At 48.9% G+C, this 20,373-nt stretch carries 15 protein-coding genes; 3 read left to right on the forward strand and 12 right to left on the reverse strand.

Translation table 11 applies throughout. The features are described 5' to 3' along the window. Positions 1-103: 103 nt before the first annotated feature. The 12 genes from C7U56_RS09795 to gap form a co-directional block, all read right to left on the reverse strand. Entirely contained in the window at positions 104-1,291 is a 1,188-nt protein-coding gene (locus C7U56_RS09795) for an MFS transporter (RefSeq protein WP_107001062.1), read from the reverse strand. 257 nt (positions 1,292-1,548) lie between these two features. Then, complete coding sequence (gene bioA, locus C7U56_RS09800) at positions 1,549-2,751, reverse strand: adenosylmethionine--8-amino-7-oxononanoate transaminase (protein ID WP_107001063.1); 1,203 nt, start codon at positions 2,749-2,751, stop codon at positions 1,549-1,551. Between the two features lie 24 nt (positions 2,752-2,775). After that, a complete protein-coding gene (gene bioD, locus C7U56_RS09805; RefSeq protein ID WP_107001064.1) occupies positions 2,776-3,459 on the reverse strand; it encodes a dethiobiotin synthase in 684 nt (227 codons plus the stop codon). 3 nt (positions 3,460-3,462) lie between these two features. Continuing rightward, positions 3,463-4,011, reverse strand: coding sequence for a biotin transporter BioY (locus C7U56_RS09810; protein ID WP_233430256.1), 549 nt, complete (start codon positions 4,009-4,011; stop codon positions 3,463-3,465). A 234-nt stretch (positions 4,012-4,245) separates the two neighbouring features. Beyond that, entirely contained in the window at positions 4,246-6,765 is a 2,520-nt protein-coding gene (locus tag C7U56_RS09815; RefSeq protein ID WP_233430242.1) for a ComEC/Rec2 family competence protein, read from the reverse strand. A gap of 221 nt (positions 6,766-6,986) precedes the next feature. Continuing rightward, complete coding sequence (locus C7U56_RS09820) at positions 6,987-7,949, reverse strand: GerMN domain-containing protein (protein ID WP_107001067.1); 963 nt, start codon at positions 7,947-7,949, stop codon at positions 6,987-6,989. Between the two features lie 201 nt (positions 7,950-8,150). Then, positions 8,151-9,665: a sensor histidine kinase gene (locus C7U56_RS09825; RefSeq protein WP_107001068.1), complete on the reverse strand. Its 1,515-nt coding sequence runs from the start codon at positions 9,663-9,665 to the stop codon at positions 8,151-8,153. 108 nt (positions 9,666-9,773) lie between these two features. Then, positions 9,774-10,649: a DegV family protein gene (locus C7U56_RS09830; protein ID WP_107001290.1), complete on the reverse strand. Its 876-nt coding sequence runs from the start codon at positions 10,647-10,649 to the stop codon at positions 9,774-9,776. 290 nt (positions 10,650-10,939) lie between these two features. After that, complete coding sequence (gene gpmI / locus C7U56_RS09835) at positions 10,940-12,481, reverse strand: 2,3-bisphosphoglycerate-independent phosphoglycerate mutase (protein ID WP_107001069.1); 1,542 nt, start codon at positions 12,479-12,481, stop codon at positions 10,940-10,942. 166 nt (positions 12,482-12,647) lie between these two features. Next, on the reverse strand, positions 12,648-13,397 hold the full coding sequence (gene tpiA, locus C7U56_RS16005) for a triose-phosphate isomerase (RefSeq protein ID WP_022359187.1): 750 nt from the start codon (positions 13,395-13,397) through the stop codon (positions 12,648-12,650). A 24-nt stretch (positions 13,398-13,421) separates the two neighbouring features. Then, positions 13,422-14,627, reverse strand: a complete 1,206-nt coding sequence (locus C7U56_RS16010) for a phosphoglycerate kinase (protein ID WP_107001070.1) — start codon at positions 14,625-14,627, stop codon at positions 13,422-13,424. A 103-nt stretch (positions 14,628-14,730) separates the two neighbouring features. Beyond that, complete coding sequence (gene gap, locus C7U56_RS09850; protein ID WP_022359484.1) at positions 14,731-15,744, reverse strand: type I glyceraldehyde-3-phosphate dehydrogenase; 1,014 nt, start codon at positions 15,742-15,744, stop codon at positions 14,731-14,733. A 539-nt stretch (positions 15,745-16,283) separates the two neighbouring features. Here gap and C7U56_RS09855 point away from each other — a divergent pair. The 3 genes from C7U56_RS09855 to C7U56_RS09865 all read left to right on the forward strand — a co-directional run bounded on the left by C7U56_RS09855 (position 16,284) and on the right by C7U56_RS09865 (position 20,251). Beyond that, a complete protein-coding gene (locus C7U56_RS09855) occupies positions 16,284-17,939 on the forward strand; it encodes an ATP-binding protein (RefSeq protein ID WP_107001071.1) in 1,656 nt (551 codons plus the stop codon). Next, positions 17,932-18,627: a response regulator gene (locus C7U56_RS09860; protein ID WP_107001072.1), complete on the forward strand. Its 696-nt coding sequence runs from the start codon at positions 17,932-17,934 to the stop codon at positions 18,625-18,627. The genes C7U56_RS09855 and C7U56_RS09860 overlap by 8 nt, the downstream gene beginning before the upstream one ends. 370 nt (positions 18,628-18,997) lie before the next feature. Continuing rightward, positions 18,998-20,251 (forward strand): sodium/glutamate symporter, encoded by a 1,254-nt coding sequence (locus C7U56_RS09865; protein ID WP_107001073.1) that lies wholly within the window; start codon positions 18,998-19,000, stop codon positions 20,249-20,251. The last annotated feature ends 122 nt before the right edge of the window (positions 20,252-20,373 follow it).

A 20,373-nucleotide genomic window follows, 5' to 3' on the forward strand; every position in this document is an offset into this window, starting at 1 on the left:
CTGTTCACAGGTAGGAATTTTCTGAATTTTCTAAACTGAAGATTCCGTACGATACAGTTCTGGTTGCAGATTTTGCCGTCATTCCTATTATTGGTTTACTGTATTATTTCTTTCTTCCCGTGACTACTATCAGAACGATTCCTAATACTCCCATCATCCCCGCATACCCCACAAACGGCACACTCACGCCCTCACTGAATCTTCCCATCCATTTCAGCACAAACGGCGAACACGCCGCTCCCAGATTGCAGCCGACCAGCACGATTGATGTGGCTGTATTGATAGAAGACTGCGGAATCTGCTCGGAAATCTGGTGGAAGGAATAGGTAACCAGAACGGTATAGAAAAATCCAACGATACTGATGCCAATTCCAATCAGCGGCAGATTGCCCGCATATGCGGTCAGAAGCATCCCCGCTCCAAGCATCAGGCATCCAACCCCCGGTAATTTTTCCTTCCACCACATCGTCAGTTTTCCAAAATAAACACCGGCAGCTATTCCCATCAGCATCATGAGCGTGAGAATGATGCTGGCTTCCGACTCCGTTCCAAGTTTCTTCTCTAAAATCAACATCGGGACACGCAGGGAATTGGAACAGTAGATGCAGATGACAAATCCTGCAAACAGTGCATAAGCAATGGGCAGGACTTCTTTTTTCCAGCATTTTCTCTTTCCATCTTCCTCCGCTTCCAGACTTTCTTTCTCTCCCCCTGCACTCTGTGAGCCCGCACTCTGTCCCGGCTCCATATTCCCCGGAACCCATACAAGATACAGAAGTACAATCACAAATCCGAGCGCGTACACCCAAAATGCCAGATTCCACCGGATCAACACCAATTTTCCAGCAACCAGCGTCATAACCGCGCTTCCCAGCACCTCCGCCGATCCGCGGTATCCGAGCAACGCCGCTTTTTCCCTGCCTTCATAATATTCACTGAAAATGCTGATTGCTTTCGCATTAATGAGCCCAATCCCGATCCCCAGGAAAATCCTGGACGCGAACATCACCGGATATTCCTGTACAAACACCGGTACCATGCCGCTGACCGATAAAAGAAGCAGACCGCCCACAATCATTGGACGGTCTTTCATATAACGCGACAGCCATGCATTCAGCACGATCATGACAGTGATCGCAAACGACGGTGCTGAGATCAACATCTCCACCTGTGCGGTTGTATATTCACTGAAATGCTGCAGCAGCGATGGCAGCACGATCGAAACAGAATACGCCGATGTCAGTATCAATGACAGCGATAGCAGCGCTATTTTCTTCATTTGTTCTTTCATATTGGTTTCTCCCCGAATGTAAGTTTTATACTAGAATTCTGATTGCTTCTGTCCTATCCATTCACAATCGCAGACAGCACAATCCATGTATCGTTTCTTAAAACAATACTCCATATCTTCTATCATAAATGAAATTCATTCAGAAAGAAATACTTAAATTATTTTTTATTCTAAGATAGATGTCTATGACTGTTCACGCATACGGGATTTTCAGTTCAGAAAATTCCTGCCTGTGAACGGTTACGTTTCTTCGTTACCTATCTCCGCGCAAACCAGTCTTTCATGCACTGAAGCACCTGCACCAGCTCTTCTTCCTTGATAATATACGGAACCATCGCGTACAGATAATTTAAGAACGGACGGCTGAACACGCCGCGTTTGTACGCATATTCCTGATACCCTTTCAGGACTGCCGGATCATATACCTCGACACAGACACATCCGCCCATCATGCGGACCTCCCTGATTCTCGGATCGGTAAATCCTTCCATCTCCCGGCGGGTGATAGCTTCGATCTTCTGAATCTTTTCCATATAGTTCTGCGTCTCAAACAGCTCAATCGAGGCAAGCGCCGCGCTGCACGCGAGGGCATTTCCCATAAAGGTCGGTCCGTGCATCAGCGCATGTTCCGGGTTATCATCGAAAAATCCATCAAATACCTTTTTATTTGCCACAGTCGCCGCATGACCAATGTAACCGCCGGTCAATGCCTTTCCGAGGACCAGAATATCCGGAAGCACCCGATCTGCCACAAAGCGGTTTCCGGTTCTGCCAAATCCGGTTGCCACCTCATCAAAAACCAGCAGCACGCCGTACTTATCACAGAGTTCCCTTGCCTTCTCCAAAAATGAAATGTCGTACATCCGCATTCCGCCAGCACCCTGTAAAAGCGGTTCCACCAGCACGCAGTTCAACTTGTCATGATACTGTTCAAATGCTTTCTCCAGCGCCGGGATCTCAGTCGGAATGTGAACCACATACGGGCTTGCACCATACGCTTTCAGCACAAAATGGTAGTCCTCATCATCGCCTGCCTCCATCGTCTTAAAGGTATCGCCGTGGTACGCGTGTTCCAGCGCCAGAATCATCGTTCGCTTCTCATCACCGCGGTTCATATAATACTGCAGCGCCATTTTCAGCGCTACCTCAACCGCCACGCTGCCGGAATCTGAAAAAAAGCAGTAGTCCAGATCGCCCGGCAGCCAGGACGCCAGTTTTTCTGAAAGTCTGCGCGCCGGCTCATGCGTCAGCCCGCCCAGCATCACATGAGAAAATTTTTCTACCTGTGAAATAATTGCCTGATTGATCACCGGATGTTTATATCCATGAATCACGCTCCACCAGGATGAAACCGAATCAATCAGCTTCTGATCCTTCGTGTAAAGATATACCCCGTTCGCATCCACGATCTCATAAGGTGCTTTCATTGTTTTTAACTGTTCATATGGATACCAGATCATTTTTCTTCTCCTTTATCTTCTGTCTTACGCATACAGCCCTTTCAGCGTCTCCGCATCCATGGAAAGCTCCGTATCCCCATCCGCCACACAGGCAACCACCGGAACGCCCGTGTAATATTCACACATTTTCCGGTTATCCTCATGAAGCAGATTCCCCGTCTCATAATGGTTGAAAATAATTCCTTTCAGGGCAATTCCCTGTTGTTTCAGATAATAGGCAGTAAGCCCCACGCCATTGATCGTCCCAAGCCCCGCATCTGCAATCAGCAGGCAGCCAAGCCCGCACGCTTTTACTACTTCTGGAAGACGGATATCCGCCTCGTCTATGCAGAGTGGACAGAGAATTCCGCCGCTTCCTTCCATCGTCACATACTCATATTTTTCACAGACTTTGTGAAAATCTTCCAGCACTCGTTCCATCTGGACCGGGTTGCCCTCCAGACGGGATGCCAGATGCGGCGATACCGCCGTCTCGTACACATACGGACACATTTCCTCAAGCGGCTGCCCGATTCCCGACATTGTTTTTACCTGCAGGGCATCTCCTGGAATCAGGCTTCCATCCACACGCCGCTCATTGCCGCTCATTGCCGCTTTATAATACGCCGCATCCGCGCCGCTCTCCCGCAGTTTTTTAACAATCAAGCCTGTCACATACGTTTTTCCAATATCCGTTCCCGTACCTGTTATAAAAATCCCCTTGCTCATCTTTTATCCAAGTCTCCCTCCCTGAATCAGCGGAATCATCCGTTTTCCTATGATGGCAGCCACAATACAGAGCACGATATCGCCCGGAACTGCCAGAACAAAGCAATATAAAAACAGCGCTCCTACGCCGATCGGCGAATTCAGATAGAAATTACTGATCACGTAGTAATAAATCATTCCAAATGCATAGACAATAAAAAGTCCCAGAAAATTAGCTCCCAGCAGGCGCCGGTAACTCGGATGCGTCTTGGCATTGGCAATCTTACCATTCACATACGCCGCAACCGCAAATCCGATGATATATCCAAAACTCGGCTGGAAAATATATCCCGGTCCGCCGCCCTGAGTGAAAATCGGAAGTCCAATTAAACCTAATACGATATAAACCACAACCGCCAGCGCCCCGTTGACCGGACCTAAAAGCAGACCTGCCAGCATCGTAAATAAAAACTGCAATGTAAATGGAACCACCGGAACCGGTATCTTGATAAATGCTCCCACTGCAATCAGTGCGACAAACATCGCGCACAAAACTAAATCCTTTGTCTTCATGTGTTTCAAACCTTTTTCCTCCTTGGTTATCTGAATGATTTCAGGCATCCGAAGCCATTCTATTCTCGCACATGTACATAAATTTCTCTCCGCAACCCCTGTTCCAACCATCTAAAACAGCAGCGGCCGTTCCAGATCCCGGGTAGTCGAAACAGATGCAGAACTGATTGCAAGCATAACATAGCCTTTTTCTATTGTCAACCTATTATTTTTATATAGTTAACAATTAGTTTTTTATCTGTTTTTATCTCTTTCCTTCCCATAATCTTGTTTCTTATATCCCTTGATATACATACGTTTCCCGTCCGTCCACACATTCACTGCCCCTGAATCCGCCGTTCTCCAGATCTCCGTTCCCGTCTGTTCCAGACGTTCCACCGCCTCCGGTGCCGGATGCCCGTAAGTATTTCCCTCTCCATAAGAGAGCACCGTGAAAGCTGGGGAAAAGCACTCCAAAAACTCCTCTGAGGAGGAACCGTTCGAACCATGGTGTGCAGCTTTTAACAGTGTCACTTTTTCCCCCTTTTTGTCCTCTTCCATTCCCAGAATTTCTCTTTCTTCCTCCACTCCAATATCTCCAGTCAGAAGCATACGAAACTTTCCATACGTGACATCAAACACCAGTGAATGACTATTTCGCTCCTCGACTGGCTTTTCCCCCGCCTCCGGGTACAGGCACCGAAGCGCCAGGCTTTTCCCCCGCACCGTTTCTCCCCGATACAGATAATAGACTTCCGCACCCCGTTTTCTGGCAAGAGTTTCCAGTTTTTTATATGCCTCCTGCCCTTTTCCCGCCGCCGGAAGTGCCAGATTCCGCACCCGGATATCTGCCTCCTCCTTCAAAAGCCACTCGATCCCGTTCGTGTGATCCGCATCCGCATGGCTGACCAGAATCCAGTCCAGCGTGCGGATTCCCTGACTTTTCAAAAATGGTCCCAGCACATTTTTCCCGATTTTTTTATCCTGGCTGCTGCCACAGTCCGAAAGAATTGCCTCATCCCGCGTCCGCAGAAAGACGCCGTCGCCCTGTCCTACATCGAGGAACCAGCTCTGAAAGCCATGAACAGGCTTAACCACTAAAAAGACTACCGCCACAGCAATAAATACACTATTTTTTCCCTGTGCATTCCAGTCTTTTGGAAACCGAAAAATCCCTTTTCTCCCTAAATTCTCTCTTGCTTCTCCCACACTCCACACATATCGAATCCCCAGCGCCACATAAAACACCCCTATTTTCCACATTTCCGGGCGTCCTGCCACGATGGAATGAAACGGCACGCGTTCCACCTGGATGCAAAGCCATTCATACAACTGAAAAATATAATGCCCCGGACCCGTACATGCACTTGCCGCTATTCTGAATATTTCTGGTATTTCTGATATTCCCGATGCCGCACCTCCAAAATCCGAAAGTACTCCCGCAATGCTGCTGCCTCCGCCCATTCCCCCCATTTTTCCTCCCACAAACGCTATACTGTAAATTCCAAGCGCCAGCAGACCGCTTCCGGCTGCATACGTGAGAAGCGGTATCACGATCAGATTCAGAAAAATTCCCAACATTGGAAATGTAAAATAGTGATACAGCTGAATCGGCATCGTATAAAGCTGAATTGCCGAGCTGAGCATGAATGTTTCATATCCTTTCTTTTTCTCTTTCTCTTGTTCCTCCTCTTCCCGCTCTTTTCTCCTTTTTCCCACTTTCCGCAGCCGCTCCGTCTCCAGCCCAATCGCGGCAACCGCGCCATAGGAAAGCTGCAATCCTGCCGAAAAGAGCAGATACGGCGACTGCCACGCTTGCAAAATCAAAGACAGCGACAGCGCACTCAGCAGATCGTAACTCCGCCCCAGATATGCCGCCAGACAGGACACCTCTAGCATAAATACCGCCCGGAATACCGATGCTCCAAATCCGGTTACAAAACCATAAAAGGTAAGAAGCGCTGAAGCACCCAGTCCCGCCCATCCATACGATATGCCCCAAAAACGCAGTGCGCTGTAAACGCTCATGCCAATCAAAGAGACATGAAGCCCGCTGACTGCCAGAATATGTGCAATCCCATTATCCTGAAACCGTTCGCGCAGTTCTTCCGATAACCCGGATTTATCCCCCAGCAAAATTGCCTGGAAAATCCCTGCATCTTCTGGATCACAGATTTCCTGAAAAACAGCCGTCGTGTACGCCCGGAAGCATTCTGCCTGACTTCGGAGAGGGGAACTTTTTCCTTCTGAAATAAAAATCCGATCCGCCGTCACCCGGTTTCTGATTCCTAGTCCCCGATAATACATCCGATACGAAAACTGCCCCGGATTGCGCGCTTCTTCCAGAAACTCAGCAGTTCCCGTCAGATGAATCTGACTTCCGCAGGGTGGCAGAATTTTCTCTTCACACATCTCCAGTAAATCGCTTTTACACGATATCAGTACCTTTCTTACACTTTCATCCTCTACCTCCACCCCCGTCAAAATCATCGTACACCACCCATTTTTTTCCGAAATAGAATCCAGTGTTCCAGATATCGCCACCTCTGCCGAACCACCCTTCTGCGTTACCATCCGTTCCAGCGCATCCGGGCGCATTTCCACCGTCATCCGTCCCCATCCTGCCAGGAAACAGAAAAACAGCAGAAAGACACGGCACATCATCGGATCTTTCCAATTCCAGACGCGTTCTGCGTCTGTCTGAAAGTCCGAATCTACCCGTCCTTCTGCTGTTTTTATGACTGCAGGTGAAAAAGAATGTGCCTTGTGTTTCATAGGACACAATTTCCTATGAAACAAAAAAAGCGCTGCTGCAATTATAAACCACACCGTCATGCCCATCTGGTACGCTGCGACCTCTCCAAGTACGAAAGCCACCATCATCCACATTACCGGTCGTTTGATATTCAATTCCTCTTTTCCTGTATTCTACAAAACATCAACAAAATCCCATTGCTGCTCTCTTCCAAACACGGAATATAGATTCTGTCTGACAGTTACTTCACAATATACTTCTCCTCTCTCTCCAGAGGCTGCACCAGCGAAATCACATTCCGGTACGTCACATCTGCCGAGCCATTGACCGTGATCTGTACTTTATTTACCGTCTGAAGCTCTGTCAGCGAATCGACGATCGCGTAAATCGGAATATACTCCGCCACATCGATATCCCCGGAAATAAAACTGCTATCCAGGTTGACATAGCAGGTATTATCTGTCAGTGATACGTTTAATACCTTTGTATTTTTCGGCATCACTGAAAGCCCTCCATTCTGGGAACCTGCCAGCAGCTGTTCCACTACCAGGCGTTCCAGCGACGTGTTCATACTGTGAAATACTTCCCGTTTTTCTGCCACCAGACCATCTTTTTCTTCATTGGCAAAATACAGGGTCAGCTCTACTTTTTCATACGAATTGACATCCGAAATACTGTCTACAAAATCACTTCCTGCGATCGCGCCCACCGGGTTTCCATGTGTGTCCAGGAGCGGCTGTCCCTCGCAATTAATGCTGATATAATCGACTCCCTTAACCTGTGTAAAGGTCTTTGCCAGCGCCGCCCGGCACAGAATCTCCCGCGACGCTTTCGTATTCATATATTCCTGATTAAAATTCAACGTCAGCACGTTATTGTCCCGGTTAATATCCAGGAATTCAACCTTATCGCTTAAAACTGCCTGATACTCCGGGTTTTCCGGTGCCGCAAGGATCTGCCCCGCCAGCTCCCCGATCAGGATCTCAGCGTCCGCCGTCTCCGTCTGATAGGAAACACTCGCCAGCCCCGTGCGCGTCGAATTGAGATAATAAATCTGATAGACGCCGTCCTCACCCGCCGTCGGATGCACCTCTTCTTTTTTTCGGCATCCGCTCAGAAGAAGCAGACATGCCAGGCAAAGGATCAGCCACAAACTTACGCTTCCTGCCCATTTTCCAGAGCTTTTTTTTCTTATTTTCTCCATTTATTATTTCCTGTTGTTATTTTGCAATCTATCTCACAATAGACATTGCCCTGACCGCACATTCGAACACTGCAACCCTCAAATACTGCAACATTCAAACACTGAAACATCCGAACACTGCAGCATTCAAACACCGAAATATTCGAACACCGCAGCACCAGCAACCCTCTCGAACCTCTAAACCGCCCAGAACCACGCTGTCTACGGAATATAATTCAACGGAATCCGCACCGTAAAGGTTGCTCCCTTGCCTTCTTCACTCTTTAGGCGGATCGCGCCCTGATGAAGAAGAATAATATTCTTCGTGATCGCAAGCCCCAGCCCGGTACCGCCTGTCTCGCGTGAGCGCGCCTTATCTACACGGTAAAAACGCTCAAATACGCGCTCCTGGAATTCTTTCGGGATTCCCACGCCATTATCCTCTACCTTCACATAAAAGAACTTGTGGTCAGCATCCAGCGTCACCCAGACTTTTCCCTCTTCGCGGTTATACTTGATCGCATTTTCCACCAGGTTCGAAAGTGCCAGGCTCAATTTTACCTCGTCCACATCCGCCGATACTTCCCGCTTGCTCTCATACGTGATCTCAATGTTCCGCCGCTTCGCGATCGGGGTCAGACGTTTTAAAATCTGTTCCAGAAGACCATTGATCGAAGTCTGGGCAATATTCAGATCCGGCGATGATTTATCCATTTTGACTAACGTCAGCAGATCATCGATAATCTTGCCCTCGCGGTCAATCTCCGCCGAAATATCCTGCATAAACTCCTGATATAGCTCCGCCGGAGCGCTCTCCATCCCCATCAGAGAATCCGCCAGCACTCTTATCGAAGTCAGCGGTGTTTTCAGCTCATGCGACACGTTGGAAACAAACTCCTGACGCGACCGATCCAGGTTTTTTAGTTTCCGGATGGTCTGCATGACTGCCTCCGAAATGTCCCGCGTCTCCCGATATGTTTTTACATCAATATCCTGATCCAGATTTCCCTCTGCCACCATATCGAGCTGCTGCTGCAGGCGGCGGAATGGTTTCAGCAGGCAAGCCGCCGCCAATAAATCTGCGATCAGAATAAAACAGAACATAACGAGCTGCAAAAATCCCGTCTTCTGCACAATTTTCTCCTGCAAAAGCGCCGAATTTTCCGTGGACGCCATCAGAAGAAGGACTCCCTGCACGCCTGCCGTATTTTTCCCATTTCCGGCTGCCACATCCGAATCGATCGGCGCTGCATCCGTGCTTTTTGCCTGAATCGGCTGCGCTACATAGAAATACTTTTTCTTCTGGTTCAGATAGCTGGAAGTTTCCCCGTCAAATGCCTTTAACACATCCGATACAACCAGCGTTTTCCCTCTGGAAATACCAAATGTGTCTTTCAAAATCTTAAAGCTGTCGTCCGCCAGCACGATTCTTCCGTTCATCAGATCCGCCGTTGTACTAAGTTCCGCATCCAGCGCCGGATTTGGATTTCCCGACAGCAGTACATTGATATAATCACTGCTGCGTATCTTGTTTGCTAAAATCAGACACCGGTTCTGCGCTTCCGCCATCCGTTCTTCCACGTGGCTCTGGTAAAAATACCCCGATGTAAAACGAACCTGTACCAGAAGCGGAACCAGCGTCAGAATCAGAAAGGCGAGGAACAGAGGGATTCTCATCCCGATCGTGTGCTCCATCGCTTTCCATATCTTTCTTTTATGTTCTGCTATTCTTCTCATGTTCCTGTCCTGAACGATTACAATTCACGCGCTCTTACTTGGGTTGCTTAACTTCCTGACATTGGCTGTAAACTGTAACCCCGAAATGCTGCTCTGTAACTGCGTTTTTCACAACAACGATCCGATTTCAAGCTTCTTCGTTGCCGCAATCGCCAGCGCTCCCGGTCCGATATGGCAGGCTACACTTAAGGACAGCGGCTCTACACGGACTTCCGTCTCCGGGAAAAGTTCCCGAAGCTCGGCTGCCAGCTCCTGCGCCATCTCATCATTGTCGGTATGCGCTACATCAATATACGTTTTTTCTCCCGTCATATCATCAAACCGATTTTCCAGATCGCGGGTGATCGCCGTGATCATCATGGAACGCGCCTGTTTCATCGTCCGCGCCTTCGCAAATGCGTCCAGCTTCTCGCCCTGTATCGTCAGAACCGGTTTTAAACGGAGAAGTGTTCCGAGCGCTGCTGCCGCTGGTGTGATTCTACCGCCCTTTTTCAGGTATTTTAATGTGTCAACCGTGACATAAATAGTTGAATCCAAACCTGTCTCTTCCAGCTTTTTGCAGATCGCCTCCGCGTCCATGCCGGCTGCCGCCATGTCAAGCGCATCCTGCACCGAACGGCGCTGGGTCACGGAAATCCTGTGATTATCCGCCACCTGTACTTTTCCGTCGAAATCATCTGCCAGCATCTTTGCCGTCTGGCAGGAGCTCGAAAGCCCGCTGGACATCGGGATGTGCACAACTGCATCGTATTCCTCCAAAAGTTTTTCCCAGAGATTTAAGATCGTCTCCGGGGACGGCTGGGATGTGCTCACATCGTGATCCCCGCTCAGATGCTCGTAAAATTCCTTCTGTGTCAAATTTATATCTTCCAGATACTCGGTTCCATCAATCATAAACGGCATCGGCAGGACATATACGCCCATCTCTTTCGCCTGTGCCTGTGTAATTCCGCTGTTGCTGTCTGTAACAACCGCTACCTTCATGCTTGTTTCCTCCTGTTTTCCCTGTGAATCTGCTGCCATCCCATTTTCCTTTCCGCATAACACTTTCTTTTCTAAAAATGTCTGCCCTGGAACAGCCTCCGAGCGGTTCACATAGATGATTTTATTTTATCCTATTTTCTTATGAAATGGAAGAGAGAAGTAACCAAAAACTGCCACAAAACAAGCCCCGACCATTTCTCTGTTCATGATCTTTTCTTGCTTTATGGCAGTTTTCCCGATTCTTATTGACGGTTATATTTATACTTTCCTAATATATTCGAAAATTCTCCCTATTTCACCAACAGCGACTCTCCCGTCATCTCCTTCGGCTTCTCAAGTCCCATCAGTTCAATCAGCGTCGGCACAATATCGCAGAGGCGTCCGCCCTCGCGCAGCTTGTACGCCGGGTCAGCGCCGACCAGGACAAACGGTACCTGATTGGTCGTATGAGCGGTCCACGGCTCGCCGGTTGCCTCATCAACCATCACCTCTGCATTACCGTGATCGGCGCAGATAAAGAGAACACCTCCGGCTGCCTTGATGGCTTCAACTGCACGTCCTACGCAGGCATCGACGGTCTCAATCGCCTTGATCGCAGCCGACTCCACGCCCGTGTGACCTACCATATCCGGGTTTGCAAAATTGATGATGATGACATCATATTTGCCGGACTCAATCGCCTCCACCAGCTTATCGCACACGATCGGTGCGCTCATCTCCGGTTTCAGGTCGTAGGTCGGAACCTCCTTCGGAGACGGAACCAGAATGCGGTCCTCGCCCTCGTTCGGCTCTTCCACGCCGCCGTTGAAGAAAAATGTTACGTGTGCATATTTCTCGGTCTCGGCGATACGTGCCTGCGTCATATGGTGCGCCGCCAGGAACTCTCCAAACGTGTTCTTAATCTCTTCCTTCTTGAACGCAATCATCTTGTTCCCGATCGTCTCATCGTAATCGGTAAAGCATACAAACGTCAGGTCAAGCTTCTTCTCTCTCGCAAATCCGGTAAATCCCTCATCGCAGAATGCGCGGGTGATCTCTCTTGCACGGTCCGGACGGAAGTTGAAGAAAATGACGGAATCGCCATCCTGAATCGTGGCAACCGGCTTTCCGTCCTTCTCTACATAGAACGGTACGACGAACTCATCGTTTACCTCTTTATCATAGGATGCCTGAATGCCTGCACACGCACTTTCTGCCTTCTCGCCCTCTGCCTTTGTCAGCACATTGTAAGCCTTCTGGACACGATCCCAGTTTTTATCACGGTCCATCGCATAGTAGCGTCCCATCACGGAAGCCACCTCGCCGACGCCAAGCTGCTGCATCTTCTTCTCTAATTCTGCTACAAACTCCTTGCCGGAGGTCGGCGGTGTATCGCGTCCGTCCAGGAAGCAGTGCACATACACTTTTTTTAGTCCCTGACGTTTTGCAAACTCCAGAAGTCCGAATAAATGAGTCAGATGGCTGTGAACGCCGCCGTCTGATACCAGTCCGAACAGATGCAGAGCGGAATCATTTTTCTTGCAGGTGTCTGCGGCTGCCAGAAATTCCGGATTTTCAAAGAAATCGCCATCCTCGATTGATTTCGTGATACGGGTCAGCTCCTGGTATACGATACGTCCGGCACCCATATTTAAATGTCCAACCTCCGAGTTACCCATCTGTCCGTCCGGCAGACCGACCGCCAGACCGCTGGCATTGCCACGCACAAACGGGCACTGGCTCATCAGCTGATCCATGATCGGTGTCTTCGCCTCACACACGGCATTGTGCTCACAGGTATCTCTCATGCCGTATCCATCGAGAATCATTAATACGGTTGGCTTTTTTTTCATCTCTTTCTTCTTCCTTTCCTTCCATGAAATGAACCGTTTTTTCTGAAACAACCGGATGAACCAACAATTTTGATTGTTTCAGTTCAAAACCTTCACCTTCTTTTTTTACTGGCAAAAAGGGGACTGCCACGCCTCACACGTGCGACAGCCCCCTTTTGCTCATCTCTTATTTATAATTTACAATCTTTCCAAAATCTGCCTTTAAGGATGCGCCGCCTACCAGACCGCCATCGATATCCGGCTGTGCAAACAGCTCCGGAGCCGATGCTGCAGATACGGAACCGCCGTACTGAATGCGGATCGCCTCTGCGGTCGCCTCATCGTACACTTCCTTGATGCACGCACGGATCGCGCCGCACACTTCCTCAGCCTGCTCGGTGGTCGCTACCTTGCCGGTACCGATCGCCCAGATTGGCTCGTATGCAATCACAGCTGTCTTTGCCTGCTCTGCGGTCACATTCTGGAATGCGATCTTGATCTGCTGGCGGATCCAGTCAAGCGTGATGCCCTGCTCTCTCTGGGTCAGAGTCTCGCCGCAGCAAATGATCGGGGTCAGACCGTGCTCAAATGCTTTCAGTACCTTCTTATTGACCGTCTCATCGGTCTCTGCAAAATATTCTCTGCGCTCGGAATGTCCGATAATCACGTATTTAACGCCTGCATCGGTCAGCATATTCGGGGAAATCTCGCCGGTGTAAGCACCTTTCTCCTCGAAATACATATTTTCAGCGCCGACTGCGATGTTGGTTCCCTCGCACGCTTTTACAACCGGGATAATATCAATCGCCGGTACGCAGAATACAACGTCTACATCTTCCGAAACAACGAGCGGCTTCAGAAGCTCTACCAGAGCTACTGCCTCCGACGGCGTCATGTTCATTTTCCAGTTGCCTGCTACGATCTTTCTTCTAGCCATGACTATTCTATTCCTCTTTTCTATTTATTTATTATTCGCTGCCGCTACGCCCGGAAGCTCTTTTCCCTCTAAGAATTCCAGAGAAGCGCCGCCGCCGGTAGAAATATGGGTCATCTTGTCGCCAAATCCAAGCTGGTTGACCGCTGCTGCAGAATCGCCGCCGCCGATGATCGTGGTCGCTTCGGTGTCTGCCAGTGCTTTTGCAACTGCGATTGTACCCTGTGCCAGAGTCGGGTTCTCAAATACACCCATCGGTCCGTTCCATACAACTGTCTTAGCAGATTTTACGGTGTCTGCATACAGCTTTGCAGTTTCCGGTCCTATGTCAAGTCCCATCGTATCAGCCGGGATAGCGTCAACCGATACATTCTGTACCTCGATCGGTGCATCGATCGGATCCGGGAAGGATGCTGCTACAGCTGCATCAACCGGAAGAAGCAGTTTCTTGCCAAGCTTCGCCGCCTTCTCTACCATCTCACGGCAATAATCTAACTTTGTATCATCGACTAAGGATTTACCAATCTCCTTGCCCTGTGCTTTTAAGAATGTAAATGCCATGCCGCCGCCGATGATCAGCGTGTCGCACTTCTCCAGCAGGTTGGAGATAACGTTTAATTTATCGGCTACCTTCGCGCCGCCTAAAATGGCAACGAACGGGCGGACCGGGTTATCTACTGCATTTCCAAGGAAATCGATCTCTTTCTGCATCAGGTAACCAACTACTGCGGTGTCCACATACTGGGTCACACCTACGTTTGAGCAGTGTGCGCGGTGTGCAGTACCAAATGCATCGTCCACATAGACATCACACAGGGATGCCAGATCCTTGCTGAACGCCTCACCGTTCTTGGTTTCCTCGGCACGGTAACGGGTGTTCTCAAGCAGAACAACCTCGCCATCCTTCATCGCCTCAACGGCTGCCTTTGCGTTCGGTCCAACCACTTCCGGATCGGCTGCAAATTTCACTTCCTGTCCCAGAAGTTCAGACAGACGAACGGCTACCGGTGCCAGAGACAGCTCCGGCTTCGGCTCTCCCTTCGGTTTGCCAAGGTGGGAGCAGAGAATTACCTTTCCGCCGTCCGCAATCAGTTTTTTGATCGTCGGAAGCGCTGCCACCAGACGGTTTTCATCGGTGATCTTTCCTTCTTTTAACGGTACGTTGAAATCACAGCGTACCAGAACGCGTTTGCCCTTTACATTGATATCATCCACGGATTTTTTATTCAGCATATCCTGTCTCCTTTACATTATAAAAGAATAAAAAACAGGTCCGGTCCCGACCGAGGACCGGACCCATCTTGAATCCTTATGATTTTCTATCGAATCGATAAAATTATGCCAGCTCTGCGAAGTATTTGATTGTACGAACCATCTGGCTTGTGTAGGAGTTCTCGTTGTCATACCAGGAAACAACCTGTACCTGATATAAGTCATCACCGATCGGAGATACCATAGTCTGTGTAGAATCAAACAGGGAACCATAGCGGATACCTACGATATCGGAAGAAACGATCTCATCCTCGTTGTAGCCGAAGGACTCAGTCTGAGCTGCCTTCATAGCCTCGTTGATAGCTTCCTTGGTAACGTCAGCTTTCTTAACAACGGCTGTCAGAATGGTAGTGGAACCAGTCGGAACCGGAACACGCTGTGCAGAACCGATGAGCTTGCCGTTTAATTCCGGAATAACCAGACCGATCGCTTTTGCAGCACCGGTGGAGTTCGGAACGATGTTGACAGCGCCTGCTCTTGCTCTTCTTAAATCGCCTTTTCTGTGCGGTCCGTCCAGAATCATCTGATCGCCTGTGTAAGCGTGGATGGTGGACATGATACCGGACTGAATCGGAGCATAATCGTTTAATGCCTTAGCCATCGGAGCCAGGCAGTTAGTTGTACAGGATGCTGCGGAGATAATCTTATCTTCCGGTTTCAGTGTCTTGTGGTTTACATTGTATACGATAGTCGGAAGGTCATTGCCTGCCGGTGCGGAGATAACGACTTTCTTAGCGCCTGCATCGATATGTGCCTGTGCTTTTGCCTTGGATGTATAGAATCCGGTACACTCCAGAACTACGTCTACACCAATCTCGCCCCACGGAAGTTCAGCAGCGTTTGCCTTTGCGTAGATAGTAATCTTCTTGCCATCTACTACAATATAATCTTCGCCAGCTTCTACCGTATGTCCATCGTATCTGCCCTGAGCAGAATCATACTTTAACAGGTGAGCTAACATTTTCGGATTTGTCAGATCGTTGATAGCTACGACTTCGTAACCCTCAGCGCCAAACATCTGTCTGAAAGCCAGACGACCAATACGACCAAAACCATTAATTGCAACTTTTACTGCCATGATCTCATTCCTCCTAGAAATTCATCTTCATGATTGTTAAATATTAATCAACCCTGCTTGTATTGTACCCAACTTTTCCTAAAATAGCAAGTGGTTTTTTGTAAATTTTGCAGCAAATATTCAGTATTCTCTCTCTTGCTGCGCACAACTTCGACGGATTGTCATATCTTAAATGGAATTTTGTGCTGGCAGCCTTAATTTTGCATAATTTTTTAACCAAATGCTCTAATTCGAACTATTTTCATTTTAATCGATCTCTTCTTGTTTTTCAACCTTTTTCCGTGGCTTCGCATTTGAATACGGCAAATTCCTGCTGACACCACGCTTTCTTACGGCACTTTCGGTTCCAAAAGTGCCTACCCGTGAACAATAACCCGTCCACTTTGCAATTCGCCATCCGGCGCCTTGTAAACCTCCACACTTTCTTGCAGATCGTTTCTTTTTTTACTATAATAACTTTAATCATCGTTTTGGTTTACACATTTTGCAGACCGGATCAACTCATTTCCTACATCAAATAAATTCCGGAGGTTTTATATATGAAGATAAAGGAAGGAAAATCAGCGCTGGAACAGAATCTGTACCGATCCTTTCTGCTCCTTTCCGCTACCCTGGTGCTCATCTCACTTGGTTTTACTCTGTTTTTTGATATTTCCAGGCAGCGAAAGGATATGGACAAGCTGATCAGCGGTACTGCTTCTTATATTGCTGCAATTCCGGATGTCGCCGCCATGCTGGAAAACGGCTATCCTGATTCCACCGTGACCCGCGACCTGGATTCTCTTTCTTTGAATATACCAGATATCAATGTCATCCTCATCAGTGATAAAAACGGACTGCGCTTTTACCACACGAACCGTCTGAAAACCGGCGATTCCTACGTGGCAGGTGACGAGGACGCTATTCTGGCAGGAAGCGATCCATATATCACAACCGGCTACGGCACGCACGGCATGCAGCGGCGCGCCTTTCACGCAGTAAAAAACAGCGACGGAGAGATCGTCGGTTTTGTGATGGTTTCCCTGTTCACCGCTACTCTGTCAGCCCAGCACCGCAGTCTGCTGTTCTTTTATATAATTATATTCCTGATCATGATGATCGTCAGCATTTCCCTGACGCACACAATGTTCTCCCTGCTGCGCGACTCCCTGTTGGGATATGACCCGGAAGAACTCGTCAATATTTATACCCGCCAGGATGAGGTCATGAATATGATCGACGAGGGACTTGCCGCAACCGATCTGGACGGCAGAATTCTCTTTGCCAACCAGAAAGTTTCCACGATACTCGGTCGTCCTGCAAACGAACCTCCGCTCACCCACTTAACGATTCAGGAATTGTTTCCACAGACCTCATTCGATCAGGTCATAAAAACCGGCGAAAGTGTAACGCACGAGAGCATCAGCTTCGCCGGACGCCAGCTCATCGTCAAGGAGGTGCCGATCCATGGACGCGGTAAACAGGCGCGCCGAGGTGTCCTGATCGTTTTATTTGACCGCACCGACCTCCTGCGTCTCTCCGACGAGCTTTCCGGCGCCCACAATATGTTGGACACGCTGCGCGCGTTCAACCATGAATTTTTAAATAAGCTGCACATCATTCTCGGCTACCTACAGACCGGGGAGATTCAGCAGGCGATGAATTTTATCACCAACAGCAGCCTTGTCTCCAGCCAGTCCGTCCGTGAGACAGCCAACTGCATCCGCGTTCCGAAAATCTGTGCGCTTGTGATCGGGAAAATGATGCACGCCGCCGAGCTTGGCATCCGCCTGCAGGTCAGCGCCGACAGCACCTGCCGCGACCATGATCTGCTGATCCCGGTGGAAGGATTTGTCACCATTCTCGGCAATCTGATGGAAAATGCCATTGAAGAGCTAAGCCACGATCACACCGCCAGTCCGGATGTCATTAACGCATCTGAAAGCCCGCGCGAGATCCACATCGGCATCTACTGCCGCCCAGACGTCAACATCATCACCTGCGAGGACACCGGGCACGGCATACAGCCGGAGCTGCTCGATCATATTTTCGAAAAAGGTGTTTCCTCCAAGGGCGAGAACCGCGGAACCGGGCTTTTCCTGGTTCATGAGCTGATGGAGGAGTACGGCGGAACCATCGATATTGACACAGAGCCTGGCGAGGGCACCTGCTTCACCCTGACATTTACCCGAAAGGAGACAGAATCTAATGTATAAAGTCATTATTATAGAAGATGATCCGATGGTTGCATCCATCAATAAACAGTATGTCGAGCTGACCTCCTCTTTTCACGTGGAGGCAACTTTCAAAAACGGCATCCTTGCCCTGCAGTATCTGCAGAACTGCACGGTTGACCTGATTATTCTCGACTACTACACGCCTCAGATGAACGGTGACGAATTTATCGACCAGCTCCACGCGGCTGGCATGACCCCTGCGATCATCATGGTAACCTCTGCCAACGACGCAGAGACCGTCCGCCGGCTTATATCCCGCGGCGTCACCGATTATCTCGTCAAACCATTTGAATATGACCGTTTCAAAGCTGCCCTGGAACGATTTGTGAAACGTCAGGAGGAATTGAAAACATCGGCGTCCGCTTCTGACCTGGGACAGGCGGAGATCGACCGCCTCTTCTCCGTCCCGGATGTCTCCTCCCAGAGCGCTCCGCTGACAAAGGGCCTAAATGAACGCACCCTTGGACTGATCCGTCTCTTTCTCTCCGAACATCCGGAGGAGGTCTGGTCCAGCGAACAGATTTCGGAACAGGTTCATTTGTCCCGTATTACAGTCCGGCGGTACTTAAATTACCTGGTTGAAACCAACGAACTGGTCAGCATGATCGATTACCAGACCGGTGGACGCCCTTCTATTAAGTATAGATATTCCGTAACTGTTCAGTAGGTCTGCGCATTTACTGCGCTGACCGTACGAAAACATGGGCCAGCAGGCAAAAATCCCATTGCCGCAGGCAATTTTTAATGGATTTTTGCGCGTGACTGTGAAGGTACTGAACAGTTACGATATTCCGGAAAATAAGAGCCACTTCGTTTTCCAGCAATCTTCAGGTTTTTCCTGCCTGTTCGCGGCTGCAGCTGTACAGATTCATCATAGAACCGTATCTATACTGCAGTCGCTTTCTTATAGTCATTTTTATTTACAATACTTACAAAACTGTATTTAAAATTACATAAATTGACTTCCCTTTTTCAATCTTATAAACTGTTTATAAAAGAAATAAACAAATTCTTAAAAAAGAATGGAGGGAAGTTCTATGTTAGAACACATTATGGGATACTTTGGAACTTACACACCGGCAGCGGACGGTGCCATCGCAACATTCCAGTTTGAGTATCTGACCACACTTGGTTTCGCAGCCATCGTTATCTTCTTAGGACGCGCGATTGTCGCTCACAGCGCCCTGCTCAGAAAATATGCTATACCGGCTCCGGTTATTTCCGGTATCATCTTTTCTGTTGTTGTATCTATCATCAAGGGTTCCGGAATCATCGGTTTTTCCTTTGATGCAAAAATCGTAAAAGACTTATGCCAGAACTTATTCTTCCTGTGCGTAGGTTTCGGCTTCAGCTACAAGATGTTAAAGCACGCAGGCGGAAAGCTTTGTATCGCAATCGCAGTTGCAGCCTGTGTCCTGATTACCTTACAGGATGTCGTTGGTTACCTGGTAGGCAGCGCCATCGGTCTTCATCCGCTTCTGGCTCTGCAGTGTTCTTCCTCAGCTATGTCCGGCGGTGTTGGTACTGCTTCTGCATTTGGTCCTATCTTCGAGAACATGGGTGCTCCGGATGCAACCACAGTCGGTGTAGCAGCCGGTACTATGGGCAACATCATGGGTTCCTTAATCGGTGGTCCGGTTGCAGCTTTCCTGATTTCCCGTCACGGTCTGAAATCTGACCCGAACGACAGACCGGAATCCGCAAAAGCAGGTTCAGCAGCTGTTCTTAACAACACCCGTATGATCAAAGCATTTGCCCTGTCTCTGCTTGTAGCAGCACTTGGTATGCCGATCTACTGCCTGTTAGACAACATCCCGATGATCGAGATGCCGAAATTCATCGGCTGTCTGTTCGCAGGTGCTATCGCAAGAAACATCATGGATGCAGCTGGTATCGAATTCCCGGTTCCGGAGATCGACGCTATCGAGCATATGTTCCTGGAACTCTACCTGGCACTGGTTCTGATGACCATCGATATCACAAAGCTAGCTCCGGTAGCTGGTCAGATGGGTATCATCCTCCTTGCGCAGGCTATCCTGATGGCACTCTTTGCAATCTTCGTATCCTTCAACGTATTTGGCCGCGATTACGGTGCAGCTGTTATGGCAGCTGGTAACTGTGGATGGGGCTGTGGTTCAGGTCCGAACGCAGTAGCAAACGAGAAAGCCGTTATGGATCAGTATGGATGGCACACCGTTGCTTGGGTTCTGTATCCGTCCTTCGCAGTTATCATCGACGATATTTACAACCCGATTTTCCTTTCCATCTTCTCCAGCCTGATTACAAAATAATCACTGAGACGAGATAGGAACACTTCATATAAGACATCTTTTATATAACAACATACCTAAAGCTCAATTGAAAATGTAACCTGAAAGAAGAGCGTCCGGTTCCCCCACATAAACCGGACGCT

It is taken from the genome of Clostridium fessum, from assembly GCF_003024715.1.
GTDB lineage: Bacteria > Bacillota > Clostridia > Lachnospirales > Lachnospiraceae > Otoolea > Otoolea fessa.